Source organism: Nonomuraea sp. NPDC049486, from assembly GCF_040676925.1.
In the GTDB taxonomy this organism is placed as follows: domain Bacteria; phylum Actinomycetota; class Actinomycetes; order Streptosporangiales; family Streptosporangiaceae; genus Nonomuraea; species Nonomuraea ferruginea.
In genome coordinates this window covers 1-13,993 of the sequence record NZ_JBFAPV010000024.1, presented here as the reverse complement: position 1 = coordinate 13,993, position 13,993 = coordinate 1, and the positions used below count along the sequence as shown (strand labels likewise).

Genomic DNA, 13,993 nt, shown 5'->3' with positions numbered 1-13,993 from the left:
CCGCTTGCGGAACGGCGTGGCGAACGGTAGCGGCGGGTCCAGATCCTGCATTCCGGAAGCGCTTCGGCGCCTCTGATCCGGCTGCCGAGATCGTGCCGCAAAGTCAGAAAGTTTCCCGCGTTTAGGGACGAGACGGGAGCAGTGCCACTCATGGCGAGAGTTGAACCCATCACCACTCAAGAACAGCGCCGCTCACCGGCCACCGGCCGGCGCAGGCGGGCGCGTTCCGAGAGGTCGCCCCGGTGGCTCTGGCTCGTCCTGCTCCTGGTGGGCGTGCCCACGATCCTGCCGGTCGCGTACGTGCTCATCAGCAGCTTCAACGACGCCTCGCCGGGCCAGACCCCCGTCTGGTCGCTGGCACCGTGGGAGCGCGTCTTCGACAGCGCGACCACGGTCGACTCGCTGGTCGTGTCCCTGATCCTGTCGCTGCGCGTGCCGATCTCGCTCGGGATCGCCTTCCTGCTGAGCTGGATGCTGGTCAGGTTCGACGTGCCGGGGAAGGGCTTCATCCACAGCTCGCTCTGGTTCGCCTTCTTCCTCCCCGTGCTGCCGATGACGTTCGGCTGGCAGCTCCTGCTGGATCCCGGCTACGGCCTGGTCAACCAGCTGCTGATGAAGCTGCCCTTCGTCACCGGGCCCGTCTTCGACCTCGGGTCGATACCGGGGATCATGTTCATCTACCTGACCCTGGCCACGGTCCCGATCATGGCGATCCTGGTCACCCCGGCGATGGAGGCGCTCGACTCCAGCTACGAGGACGCCTCCGCGGTGGCCGGCGCCGGCGGCTTCACCACCCTGCGCCGCATCACGATGCCGCTGCTCACGCCGGCGCTGCTCGTCGCGTTCCTCGCCGGGTTCATCAAGAGCCTGGAGACCTTCGAGGTCGAGGAACTGCTCGGCACGCCCGCCCACCTGTTCGTCTACTCGACGCGCATCTACGACCTGCTCAGGGCCAACCCGGCCGACTACCCGCAGGCCATGGCGCTCAGCTCCGTCCTGCTCGTCCTGCTGTTCGCCGTCGCGCTGGTCTACCGGAGGGTGCTGGCCAGGCGCGCGGACATCAGCACCCTGTCCGGGAAGGCGGCCGGCATCCGGATCCGCCCGCGCACCCCGCTGGTCTGGGCGGGCACGATCGTGATCTACCTGAGCATCGCGCTCTTCCTGGTCCTGCCGTTCGGCATGCTGATCGCCGGGTCCTTCACCCGCCTCTTCGGGTTCTTCTTCCTGCCCTCCCCGTGGACTACCCGGCACTGGACCCAGGTCTTCACCAGCGACGACTTCGCCGGCGCGATGTGGAACTCCATCTGGGTCTCGCTGATCGTGGCCGTCGTGGGCACCGTCATCTACACCCTGCTGGGCATCCTGTTCACTCGCCGTCGCGGCCGGGTCGTGTCGGTCATCTCGGTGGTCTCCTGGCTGCCGTACGCGATCCCCGGCCTGCTGATCGGCACCGCGTTCCTCACCATCGCCCTGATGACGCCGCTGCTCACGCGCTTCCTGACCACGCTCCTGCCGCTGATCCTCGTACTGATCGTCCAGGCGATGCCACTCGGCAGCCAGATGATGAGCACGTCGGTGCAGCAGCTCTCGCGTGACCTGGAGGACGCCTCCTCGGTGTCGGGCGCGTCCTGGCTCACCACGCTGCGCCGGGTGGTCGTGCCGCTGGTGAGCCCGATGATGATGCCGGTCTTCGCCATCACCTTCATGACCGCGATGAAGGACATCAGCGCCACGGTCCTGCTGGCCAGCCCCGGGACGAACACCCTGTCGCTGCTGATGTTCAAATTCGCGACCAGCTCCAGCCAGGAATCCGCGGCTGTCGTCGGGGTGCTGATCGCCGGGATGGCGTTCCTCACCAGCCTGCTCACCCGCATGGTGGGCGCACGGCTGCAGGTCAAGTGACTGATCCATCGAGTAGAACAAGGGAAGTAGACGTGCAGACGACAGCGCAGCCGAACCAGCCGCTGGCCGCGGGGGCGCAGGGTCCTGCTCCCGCCTTGGTGGTCAAGGAGCTGTACAAGACGTATCGGTCGAAGACCGGGCAGGATGACTACCTCGCGCTGCGCGGCATCGACCTCTCCATCGACCAGGGCGAGGTCTTCACCGTGCTGGGGCCGTCCGGCTGCGGCAAGTCGACGCTGCTGAGGTGTCTCGCGGGCCTGGAGACGCCCGACTCCGGGACGATCGCCACGCCCGACGACGTCCTCTACTCCTCGGATCCGCCCCGGTTCGTGCCCACGAACCGCCGTGGCTTCGGCATGGTGTTCCAGTCGTACGCGATCTGGCCGCACATGACCGTACGGGAGAACGTCGCCTATCCGCTGACCGTCAACCGCCGCGCCCGGCCCGCCAAGGAGGAACTCGACGCCCGGGTCACGGCGACGCTGGACAAGGTGCAGCTCGGTCCCTTCGCCGCGCGCCGGGGCAACCAGCTCTCCGGCGGCCAGCAGCAGCGCCTGGCGGTGGCCCGCGCTCTGGTCATGCGCCCGCCCGTCCTCCTGCTCGACGAGCCGCTGTCGAACCTGGACGCGCGCCTGCGCGACGACCTCCGCGCGGAACTCCAGCGGCTCCAGGCCGAGACCGACATCACGATGGTGTATGTGACGCACGACCAGACCGAGGCTCTCTCCCTGTCCTCACGGATCGCCGTTATGAACCAGGGCAAGGTGGAGCAGATCGGCACGCCTACGGAGATCTACAACTTCCCGGCCACCGAGTTCGTGGCGACGTTCGTCGGCCACATCAACCTGATCGCCGGCGTGGTGGCCTCGGTGGAGGGCGATGACCACCTCCGGGTCCGCACCCCGATCGGCACCGTGGAGTCGGCCAATCACGGCGGCGTCCAGGCGGGCGCCGGCGACGCGGTCACCGTGTGCATCCGCCCGGAGAACATCGGGCTGGAGCCCGTCGAGCCCGGCTCGGAACCCGGCGGCGAGATCCGCGGGCGGGTCCTGTCCCGCAGCTACCTGGGCGAGCTCGGCGAGTGCCGGGTCCAGTGCGGCTCGGAGACCGTGACGGTTCGCTCCCACCCCCGGCTCATCCCGGAGCCTGGGACGGACGTGACGATCAAGCTCAACCCCGAGCGGAGCCACGTCATCGCGGTCGAGCCTGCCGACCAGTGACGCGTGCCACGTACCGGCCAGGTCGGGCTGCTCCCGGAAGAAGCCCCGCACCCGTCGGCGGCACGAGGACGCCCGGCGGTTCAGGGGTGTGGCGCCGTGGACTCCGCGCGTGAGTCTCCGGCCGTTGGACGCGGGTGGGGTTGCCGCGTACGAACTCGTCGTGGATGCGCCACCGGTCGGTGACGGCGGCGCGCGCGACTATTAGGGACGGCTCGTTGGGGGAGTCGGGGGCTTGAGCAGCAACCGAATGGCCAGTCACGTTAAGGAGCCGGGGTTGTACGGTTTCTGGACACACCCGAGGACCACAAGGGCCGTATGCACCTGTCCGGCGGTGTGAAGACCGCGCGAGCCGCCGTCCGCGGCGCCGTCACGGCGGGAGGCGCGCTGTGCGGCCTCGCCGCTGGGGTCGGTAGCTATCTCGGTGCCGCGGTGGGCAGTACGGCAGGCGCGTGGGCCGCCCGAGCACTCCCAAAGATCAGGAGATGGTGCGACTGATAGCTGCTCAGGGCTGTCGATGAACCTTCTCCCAGCTCGGCGGCTGACTACCGGTATCGGAGTGGTGGGATCAGCCCCGGCTCGACTGGCCGGCGGGTGTGTTCGCGCCGCCACAACGCCATGTCCAGCACGTCGAGTACGAGCGTGGTGTGCTTGGTCAGCGAGGCGGCCCAGCCGACGCTGACCCGGGAGTAGACGTCGACGAAGGCGACGTAGACGACGCCGCACCAAGCCGTCAGGTGGGCGAAATCGGCCACCCTGGCGGCGTTGGGCCGGGTGCGTTGAAGCCGCGCTGCAGTCGATCGATCACTGGCAGCGGTAATGACGTCAGCCAGTTCTGCCTCTTGTGCGGATCTTCGTCAGGGCGTCGAGAGCGGTTTCGTCAGCGTCTGGGAGGGTGTGGAGGTACTTCTCGGTGGTGGCGATGCTCGCGTGCCCGAGGCGTTCCTTCACGACTTGGAGGTCGGCGCCGCCGGCCAGCAGCCATGAGGCGTGGGCGTGGCGCAGTCCGTGCATGCGCACGTGGATCTGGATGCCTGCCGCGGCGAGGGCCGGGTTCCAGATCTGCTTGCGGAACCAGTCGCGGGGGATGTGGCCGTCGGTGTCGCGGGTGCGCGGGGTCCTGGGGGAGTCCTTGCCCGCGGCGCGGCGTGCGGCCCGGTAGGCGGCGTAGGCGTCCTTGCAGTGGCGGCATTTGCACTTGCCGTTGGAGTAGCCGCTGATGGTGCCGTGCCGGTAGGTGCGCCCGGCGGCGTTCGGCTCGGTGAAGCCGAGCGCCTCAGGGCTGAGGGCGGCACGCGGTGCTGGCACTGGCTGGTGGTGGGTGAAGAGGAGGGCGTCGATGACGAGGCTCTGGTCGGCGATATGGGCTTGGATCTTGGCAGTCAACTGGGAGGTGAGCTTGAGGCGCCGATACTCCTTGTCCTTGGGGTACTCCTTGACCAGGAAACGGCGGCCCTGGGGGTGGAACTTCGGATTGATCTCCACGACGGCGCGGCTGACCGTGAGGATGCGGGTGGCGAGGTCGAGGTCCTTCACGCGCAGCTCGGTCAACTCGCCCCAGCGCAGTCCGGTCTCGATGGCGGTCTCGACGAGGAGGCGTGCGTCGTCGGGCAGGTGCTGGTGGAGCATGTCGAACTGCTCGGGTGTGATGATCGTGCGGGGTTTCTTGGGGACGGTGGGTGTCTTCACGCCCTTGGAAGGGTGGATGAAGATGACCTGATCGTCGAATGCCGTGGAGAAGATCGCGCTGAGGATGATCTTGTTGTAGCGGAGGGTGACAGGCTTGATGTCGGCCTTCTTCATCTTGGTCACCCATTGCCGTACGTGCTCGGGGAGGATGTCGACCATCCTCATCGGCCCGAACTCGGGCATGAGGTGTTTGTAGAGGGAGTAGGTGTAGCCCTGCCGGGTGCTCGCCTCCATTTCATGGTTGGGAAGCCACACGTCCTCGACGTACTGCTGGAAGGTCTGCCGCCCGCGGCCAGGGTTGCCCAGCCGTCCTTCGGCGATCTTGGCCTCGGCTCGCTGCCAGGCCTTGTCGGCTTCCTTCTTGCTCGTGAAGCTGCCGGCCGACCGTCGCACTCCCTTGATGTCGTTGTAGTACGCCGTGTAGTGAGGCTTGCCGCCGACTCCGAGGCGCTTGCGAGAGAAGCCCACTCGACCACCTTCCCCAGTATGATCATCTGACCCCGATTTGACCCCGGACCGCTCGTCACGATGAGGAATTGTTCGGCATGGACCAGGCTCGTTACACCCCATTTTACCTGGGCTAATATCACTTTGAGCGGGATGACCTGGGATTCAATATGACAGAAATACTCAGTTCACACCGAAGAGGTCACTGGTTCGATCCCAGTATCGCCCACCACATCGCAGCAGGTCAGAGGCCGGTTCTCCAATGGAGCGACCGGCCTTTTCGCTGTCTGGACCGTCGTTGGACCGTGGCCCGGGCCGTCACCCGCCCGGGTGGACCGTCACGGGACGGCAGGTCCCGGCACCCTCGCCGCGGTCCAGACGGTTCGCGATGTTCAACTGACCGGTCGTCGCTCGGGGCCTCTATCCGTGAGCGTGGGCTATCAGCGGGGGACCCGCTCATAGGGATCTACAGCGTAAAGTAGCGGCTATACTCAACGCCAGCGAGCAAGATCAGAAACTTGGTGAAGGTGTGGAGATGGCTCGCAACCTCATCGGTAACCCGCTGTGTCTGCCCGCCCAGGTCGGCGGCTCGCGAGTCACTTCGCCCGGAATCGGGCGTTTCCGCGTCGGGCTCCTGGCCCGCTTTGCTGAGCTACTGACCGGGCCGCAGATCGGGACCTGGCGACAAGCGCCCTTGCAGGATCCGAACCTGATGACTCCGTACGTCCCCGAGTGTCGCCGACTTGGGCACTCGCCCCGGAAGCCTCGATGTGAATCGAAACTGGACTCCTGACCGCAGGCCGTACGAATGGGGCGAGGCCCTGGCGGTCGGCGGTGGGCGGGCCCGAGTGAACGCCTGAGTCGATTCTGGATTTGGAGTCCTGGCTGAGGCCGTGCACCTTGGTCCCTCTCGACCGCCACCCGTCAGTTGCTCCTCTTCGCCAAGATCGTGGCGTGAGCCGGCTGGAGGGTAGAGGCGGCTGCGTCACCAGCTTCACGGTCTGGTCGACCTGACCGGTGTCTGGGTGCTCGCCGTGTTTGGCGGCGGCCGCTTCCGCTTGGCCGACTCCCGCGACTTGAAGGCGTATGCAGGGTCGGCGCCCATCACCCGCGTCTCGGATAAGAGCGTGGGAGTCTGGATGTGTGACGATTGAGTGGTCTCGGCAGGAGGTCTTCGAAGCGGTCAGGAAGCGATGGCTGCGTCCGGGCGCTGTGACGAAGGGGTACTTCGCCGTGGCTGTCGTGGCGGAGCCCGACGCCATGTTGGTGATCTTCCGCTGGCGGCGAGACCCGAACGTCTACGCCCTCAAGGTCGAGTTTCCGGCAAGTCGGAGAGCCCGTGGACTGGCCTGCCGGCGACCTCAATCGATGGATGGGCCGCAGACGTTGAGTATCTCCTCACGGAGGAACTCGATACCGGGCTGGTCCGTCGAAGCCGCCGGACGGTCCGGGAGGGTTACGTCCTGTTGGACACCCGTGATGCTCCTGACCTCTGGCCTGCGGGGTTCTTCATCAGTGCGGTCCCCTGTGGTGAGGACGTCGTGCTTCCCATCTGGCAGGTGAAGGACGACTGGGAGAGCGTCCGCGCCATCCGGAGGTCGCCGCCGGCGTCGGTTGCCCCGCATGGGTCCAAGCCGGGCCGCTGGTTGGCCGAGGCGGGTATGGATGTCACCGTTCCCCGGCGGCTGATCGTCGAGGCCAGGCTTGCCTGCTGGCTTCAGGCCTACGTCGACGACGCCCGCGGGAGACTTTTTGTCGGTTATGCAGCCGCATCCTGGCAGGACAAGCGGCACGCCATCGCCCGTCTCGACGTGGTGCACGTCCAGCCCGGCATGCCATTAGAGGTAGGCGAGGCGCTGGTGCGTGTTGCGGTCCGCGAGGTCGCCGAGGTTGGTGCCCTGTGCGTGGTCACGGCGATCGACGGTCCCGAGCTCCGCGGACTGGGGTTTCGGCCCGCGAACGATGGCGGCCTCACGCTCCACACCAGGGAGTGCTGAACCGCAGATCAGATGTCTGCGGCCATCGGGTTAGAAGCAAGATCCTTTAGTGTCGCCAGTGCCGTTGGGCGTTGGTTTGTGCCGTCTCGGCGCTTTTTGCATGTCCGGCAGTACCGAATGCTGACGGCGCGTTACGGGACGTACGAGCACGCAGCGAGCACGGCGGCATCCGGCGCCCCACCCGGCGCGACCCCGACTAGCTGTAGGCGCATTCCCGGATTCGATTAGATCGCTTGAACTGCATGAACGTAGTAGGCAGGCGCAGTGATCGCTGACTCGGCCTCGGTGGCGGAGTGTGCCCTACCCGATGCTGAAAAGGATCTTTACTTTTAGTTCTGCCTTATGTGATGATCAGCCTGTTTTGCAACATCCGTTCGAAAGGCACGAATGAACCCATTACGAACAGCGTCTGGCTTATCCCGCCGGACGCGCCGCAGCGCTGCCCTGATCGCGGCTCTGACCTTGCCGCTCTCGCTGATGAGCGCACCCGCGATCGCCCAGGTCCCCACGCCACCCCCCACCGGCACTCCCACCCCCACACCCAAGACGCCACCCACCGCCCCCGACACGCCAACCAGCAAAGCGCTGGCGCAGGCCAAGAAGGACAACCGCCGCATCGAGATCGAGTCGCTGCGCTCGGAGAACGCCACCTACTACGCCAACCCCGACGGCAAGACCCTGCGGATGGAACAGCACCAGCACCCCATCCGGGTCAAGAACGCCAAGGGCGACGGTCTCACACCCGTCGACACCACACTGGTCGAGGCCGACGGTGTCATCAAGCCGAAAGCCGTCAAGGGCGAGCTGACCCTGTCGGCCGGTGACGACGCCTTCGTGCTGAAGAGCAAGGGCAGCAAGGGCTCGGCCACCATCGGCAGCCCCGGCAAACTCCCCAAGCCCACCATCGACGGCAGCACCGCCACCTACCCCTCGGTCTACGGCAACGGGATAGACCTGGTCGTCACCGCCACGGCGGCCGGCTTCAAGCAGGAGATCGTCCTGCGGGAGCGGATCAATGCCCCGGTCAGCTTCCGCATCCCTGCAACGGTGCCCAAGAACATGGCCCTCGACAAGGACACCGCGGGCAGACCGGCGCTGCTGTCCCAGGGCAAGAAGATCGCCGATCTGCCCCCGGCGCTGCTTCTCGACTCGGTCGCGGCCGACCTCGACAGCGATATCGACGCGGGCAAGGTGGGCCAGGCCACCGTCACCCTGGACGAGGGCGCTTCGGCGTTGGTCTATACCCCCGACCCGGCCTACCTCGCCGACCCTGCGGTCGCCTACCCGGTCACGCTGGCCGCGTTCGACGACGATTGGTGGGAGCCCGAGCTGGGCAACGACACTTTCGTCAACAACGCCGACTACCCCAACGGCTACGCCAACAGCGGCCTGGACCGGATCCTGGTCGGCAAGTCCAATGACGGCGCCGTCCGCTGGCGCAGCTACATCCGCTTCGACGAGTTCCCGGCCGACCACCCCATCCGGGGAGCAACGGTCCAGAACGCCGACCTGGTCTTGTGGAACCACCTGTCCAGCGACTGCGGCGAGTTCGTCGGATCCGGCATCACCGCCTACCAGGTGACCGAACGCTGGGACGTCTCCACGTTGACGTGGTCGTCCCAGCCGCGCATCACGACCACCGGAGCTGACACCGAGTACGCCGGCTACGCCGGTGAGAACTGCTCCGGCGCCATGAGCTACCCCTGGGACCTCATCCACTCCGTGGACGACATCGTCCAGGCTTGGGCGGACGGCGAGCCGAACTACGGCTTCCAACTCACCGCTGGCAACGAGTCCGACCTCAGGAATTGGCGACGCTACCGGACCAACGAGGCCGGCGGTTGCACCACAACCCCGCGGCAAGACTGCCTGGGCACTCTCCACCCGCCCATCCTCACCGTGGACTTCGAACCGCCTCCGATGGAGACGGAAGCCGTCTACTACTCTTACGAGGGGCCGGAGCTCACCGAACCGCCCACGTACGAGGAAGCCGTGGCAATGCGGGCGCAGACACATCCTGACGGGCCAAACCCCTCACCGGTGACATATGAGGAACTCCAGACCCTCGGCGAGAATCGCAGCTCCGTACCTACATACGTGAATGCGGACCACCTCCCGGATGACAATCCGCAACCCGAACCAGACACGACAGCTCCCAGGCTGGGGACGACGACGCCACCCTCTGATGCTACGGACGTCCCTACAAACGTCCAGATAGCTGCGCACTTCACCGAAGTGGTAAGCGATGCCGCCATCACTGTTGAGGATGCGCATGGCGTTGCGGTGGCTGGAAACGCCAGTATGAACTCGGAAAATGTCAAGCTTACCTTCTCTGCGAACACACCTTTGGCCGCTGGAAGTGTCTATACTGTCGAAGTCACTGATGCCAAGGACCGTACCGGCAATGTAATGACTCCCTACACTTGGTCGTTCACAACCGGCGGTGGCACCGATATTAGCCTCCCAACTGTGACCGGGACCGTCCCGGCACGAGACGCTGTGGACGTCCCGGCAGAAACCACCGTAAGGGTAACGTTCAGCGAGGCAGTGACTGATGTGCAGCTCACCGTCAGGGACTCTACTAACACGCCCGTGCAAGGCACGGTAATCCCTCTCAATAACTACGCCGAATGGCTTTTCACACCAAATTCCGACCTCATCGCTGAGACTACGTACCAGATCGACGTCTCCAACGCCAAAGACGCAACGGGTACTTCTATGGCGCCCTATATTTGGTCGTTTACCACAGGTGCAGGCGCGCCGCCTCCGACGCCGGGACTCGTAGCGGCCTATGGCATGAACGAAGGCTCCGGCATAAGCGTGGCCGACTCCTCCAGCCAGAACAATAACGGCACAGGCAGCAGCACCAGTTGGGCGAACGGCAAGTTTGGCAAGGCCCTGTCATTCAACGGCACTTCCAGTTGGGTCACTGTTCAGGACGCCGCGTCGCTGCGGCTGACGACCGGGATGACGTTGTCGGCCTGGGTCAACCCGTCCACGGTGGCCGACTGGAGCAGTGTGGTGGGCAAGGAACTGGACGAGGGCCTCTCGTACACCCTGTACGCCGCAACGGACTTCTCGGCTCCGGGCGGCTGGGTGCAGACCTCTCCCGACGATTCCTCGTACGTCGACGCGCTCACGCCGTTGCCGGTGAACACCTGGAGCCATCTGGCACTCACCTATGACAACACTGTGCTTCGGCTGTTCGTCGATGGCCAGCAGGTCGACGAGACCCCGCTCAGTGGCAGTCTCTTCGATGACGGCAGTCCGCTGCGCATCGGCGGTAACGCCGCTTACAGCGAGTACTTCAGCGGTCTGATCGACGAGGTGCGCGTTTACAACCGCGCCCAGAGTACAGCTGAGATCCAGGCCGATATGAATACCCCCGTCGGCTCCACCACACCGGACCCCGATCCCACACCCACCCCGACGCCCACGCCGGACCCCACGCCCGACCCGGTGCCGGGGTTGGTGGCGGCCTATGGCATGGAAGACGGCTCCGGCACGACGGTGGGCGACTCTTCCGGCTACGACAACACCGGGGCTGCCCGGGACACCACTTGGGCGACAGGCAAGCACGGCAAGGCGTTGTCGTTCAACGGCTCCTCGAGTTGGGTCACCGTCCAGCATGCCGCGTCGCTGCGTCTGCGAAACGCCCTGACTCTCTCGGCCTGGGTGCGGCCCTCGGCGTTGGATGGCTGGAGGACCGTGCTCTTGAAAGAGCACAGTTGGGGCGGGTCCTACGGCTTGTACGCCTCCACCGGCACTGGCCCGGCGGGCTGGCTGGAGACCGACGACGATGCCGGCGGAAGCGCGAGCAGCAATTTGTTGCCACTCAATCAGTGGAGCCATCTTGCGGTCACGTACAACGGCAATGCGGTCCGCCTGTACGTCAACGGCACCCAAGTCTCGCAGGCACCGCTGACCGGCGAACTCATCGACGATGGTGGCAGACTCCGGATCGGAGGCAACGCCGCCTTGGGCGAGTTCTACCGAGGCCTGATCGACGAGGTGCGCGTCTACAATCGCGCCCAGACCGCCACCGAGATCCAGACCGACATGAACATCCCCATCGGCGCTGCGGCCGCGAGCACGGCAGCGCAGCGGCTGCGGCAGAGCCTCGCCCCCCAGATTCAGAAGCTCGTGGTCGACGACGGCCAACGCGTGGACGGCGTCACCTTCACCTCCGACCTCACGCCGAACTTGACCGCCTGGCTGCGCGCCGGGCGCGACGGCGAGGCGAAGGTGGAAGTGGAGGTCGCCGGCAAGCCCACCAAGTCCGTCAAGGCGGGCAAGGGGGGCAAGGCAACCACGGACAAGCGGCTGATCTGGTCAGGGGAGGTCACGGCCAAGCCTGACGATACCCGGATATCTCTACAGGTCCCCAAGGGCAAGCTCCGGGACGGCGAGAAGGTGAGATGGCGAGCCCGGGTAATTACTGGCGATGCTCATGGCGCTTGGTCTACCTGGTACAGCCTTACCGTTAGTAAGTCCCAACAAGAAGGCGAGACACGTAAGGCCACCGCTCCAGCGGCGTCCAGCGAGCCGCCGGAGTTCTCGGTCGGTCATCTCACAGCAGAGGAATGCGAAGGCGACAGAGGGCCGGGTGGCGTGTACATATGGAAAAACGTCTACCTTCCCTTCACATGGTGCTACACCCACTGGTACGGCGTCACTCTCTATGCCATGGTCTGGGACGTTGCATTACAAAAATACGTCAAAGCTCCCGTCGGCTGGGTGCAGTTCCGCGGGTCGACGGTTATCAACACGCGTATCGGCCGGCAGAACAACGATCAAGCATGGGATGATCCCAATCGCAAGAGCCGCGACATCGACGTATGGTTCAAGATCAACCATATGCGTAAAACGGGGGTAACCCAAACCGCGACGATTCGCACCTATGTCAAGCTCGCCGGGTCTCCTTCGGGCTCACAGTGTCAGCCCATCACTGGAACCGGGCGACAGGCTTCACTGCCGGAGTGGGAGGGCGACAAGTATGCACAGTTCATCATCCGGTCGAATAAGGGAAATATAGGGCCGAACTTTCTGGGAACATGTACCATCAGTCCGTATATCGAGGTCGCCACCCCGCTTGGAGATGAGGACTTCGATCAGTTTAGAGATCCGGTACGCATCGCTTGCGATACGGAACGTGCAAACTTCAACTACGAAGGTGGTTGCATCTTCCAGGAGGCGAACAGAATTCTGCAATACGAAACAACTAGCCTTGCGCATGGACCGGTCGCTCGGCATATCAAGGATGCGTTCTACAATCCAACGGCCCCAGGCACTGCACCCGTCAAAAGCGACAAAGTCGTGCCAGGCAACTATGTGGCACCTCGCGGTAGCGGCCAAGGCCTACCGCTCCACAGGACCACTGACGCAGGCTTGCGCGCCGAAACCACGACCCAAAGGCAAAAGGGCTGCAACACACTCACCTTCTTCGTGCTCCACGAATGCGACGAATATCCCTTCAATTCCACCTGGGAAGGTGGTGGCCGTAAATGGAAAATGCGGCAGCCTCTGTCAGACAACTATTCGGTCCGATACGTATATCACTCGCCGAATGAAGCCGCCGGCACTCGCCTGACGTGGTTCTATTGGCGATATCGGATTATGGATGGCTCTCCATTCTGGGTCATGATCACCACGAACGATAACGCCGTGTATAAGTAACTCGACAGGACGGGGAAGGGAGTACCGTCTCCTCCCTTCCCGTCAACCTAAGCACAAATACATAACGAGAAGGATCTGCAGTCGGTGTTCGATATTACCTGGATTGATCTAATCTGCCTCGCTGCGGTGAAAGGCCGTGATATAGAGTCGGTCCGCCAGGTCATTGGAGCGGAAAACGAGCCCAGCTCTGGCGACGACGCGCGCTTCAACAGTGTTACCCCTCCTGAAGGCGCAATGTTGTCCGAATGGGGTGACGGCGTCCTGGTCTGCCAACTCGGCTCCGGAACTCGATGCGCTAAGCCCCAGACGTTGGCGGCCCTGGCAACAGCAAGAGGTACGGTCATGGCCACCTGCTGGCATGACCGGGGCATCAGTCCCGCGTATCCCGGATGGCATAACCTCCTTGCGCTGGCCGCAAATGGCCGTCTGCTGTCCGCGCTCGACCCTTCGAACCACCAACAGCAGCGGCTCGGTTACGACACTTCGGCTCTCGACCCCTATCTCGCCGGAGCTCGCTTCGACTACGAGACTATCCCCGTGTGGAGCCCGGCGGGCGAGACGATTGGATATGGTGCTGGCGGTTCGATTGTTGTGGCCCACTGGCGGTATGCCTGCCTTCTAGCCATAGAGAGATTCATGCAGGCTGAACTTCGTGAAAGTGTAGTGAGGTCCGTCGTCCCGGGCCGCAGCTTTTTTCTAAGCGGTTCTCTGCCGGAGTCGCCGGTACCTATCCCAGAATTCCTTAACTACTCCCCGGGAGGTGATTGATAGAGTAAAGTTTTTTCGTGCGCCCAGCAGAGCAGGAGGTGAAGCCGTGACGTAGCGGTGGATCTTGTTGTTCGTAAGCTCGTCGTCGCTTGCCGGTGGAAGTCCGGCCCGGGTAGCTGCCAGGAGGCCCGGTAGCAGGCTGGCGGCTTCGTCTGGAAACGGGTAGGGGCGAAGCCCAGCGTCAAAAGCCTTGATAGGGGAGTGAGGGGCCGCGGTGATTCCGGACAGCCGTCTTATGGTCGTAGCCTATGCGGCTGATCGGGATGAAAGGGACTCGTTCAGCACCTCAAGAGGCGG

General features: G+C 64.5%; 7 protein-coding genes. 5 read left to right on the top strand and 2 right to left on the bottom strand.

All coding sequences use genetic code 11. The annotated features are described in order from the left end of the window. Positions 1–150 precede the first annotated feature (150 nt). Both AB0K05_RS41170 and AB0K05_RS41165 read left to right on the top strand, forming a co-directional pair. Positions 151–1,902: an ABC transporter permease subunit gene (locus AB0K05_RS41170; protein WP_364236794.1), complete on the top strand. Its 1,752-nt coding sequence runs from the start codon at positions 151–153 to the stop codon at positions 1,900–1,902. A 32-nt stretch (positions 1,903–1,934) separates the two neighbouring features. Next, positions 1,935–3,122: an ABC transporter ATP-binding protein gene (locus AB0K05_RS41165; RefSeq protein WP_364236792.1), complete on the top strand. Its 1,188-nt coding sequence runs from the start codon at positions 1,935–1,937 to the stop codon at positions 3,120–3,122. Positions 3,123–3,664: 542 nt separating this feature from the next. On the opposite strand, the gene AB0K05_RS41160 is transcribed toward AB0K05_RS41165, so the two are convergent. Together AB0K05_RS41160 and AB0K05_RS41155 are read right to left on the bottom strand one after the other, a co-directional pair. Continuing rightward, positions 3,665–3,874 carry a hypothetical protein gene (locus AB0K05_RS41160; protein ID WP_364236790.1) on the bottom strand — a complete coding sequence of 70 codons (210 nt, stop codon included), beginning with the start codon at positions 3,872–3,874 and terminating at the stop codon, positions 3,665–3,667. 70 nt (positions 3,875–3,944) lie between these two features. After that, complete coding sequence (locus AB0K05_RS41155; RefSeq protein WP_364236788.1) at positions 3,945–5,276, bottom strand: tyrosine-type recombinase/integrase; 1,332 nt, start codon at positions 5,274–5,276, stop codon at positions 3,945–3,947. Between the two features lie 1,445 nt (positions 5,277–6,721). Between AB0K05_RS41155 and AB0K05_RS41150 the strand changes: the two genes are divergently transcribed. The 3 genes from AB0K05_RS41150 to AB0K05_RS41140 all read left to right on the top strand — a co-directional run bounded on the left by AB0K05_RS41150 (position 6,722) and on the right by AB0K05_RS41140 (position 13,696). After that, positions 6,722–7,252: a hypothetical protein gene (locus AB0K05_RS41150; protein WP_364236784.1), complete on the top strand. Its 531-nt coding sequence runs from the start codon at positions 6,722–6,724 to the stop codon at positions 7,250–7,252. Positions 7,253–7,729: 477 nt separating this feature from the next. Beyond that, a complete protein-coding gene (locus AB0K05_RS41145; RefSeq protein WP_271277074.1) occupies positions 7,730–12,928 on the top strand; it encodes a LamG-like jellyroll fold domain-containing protein in 5,199 nt (1,732 codons plus the stop codon). An 84-nt stretch (positions 12,929–13,012) separates the two neighbouring features. Next, on the top strand, positions 13,013–13,696 hold the full coding sequence (locus AB0K05_RS41140; RefSeq protein WP_271277073.1) for a hypothetical protein: 684 nt from the start codon (positions 13,013–13,015) through the stop codon (positions 13,694–13,696). Positions 13,697–13,993: the final 297 nt, after the last annotated feature.

Coding starts and splice junctions, on each gene's coding strand:
- AB0K05_RS41170 (WP_364236794.1), top strand. CDS start 151: ATGGCGAGAGTTGAACCCATCACCACTCAAGAACAGCGCCGCTCACCG.
- AB0K05_RS41145 (WP_271277074.1), top strand. CDS start 7,730: ATGAGCGCACCCGCGATCGCCCAGGTCCCCACGCCACCCCCCACCGGC.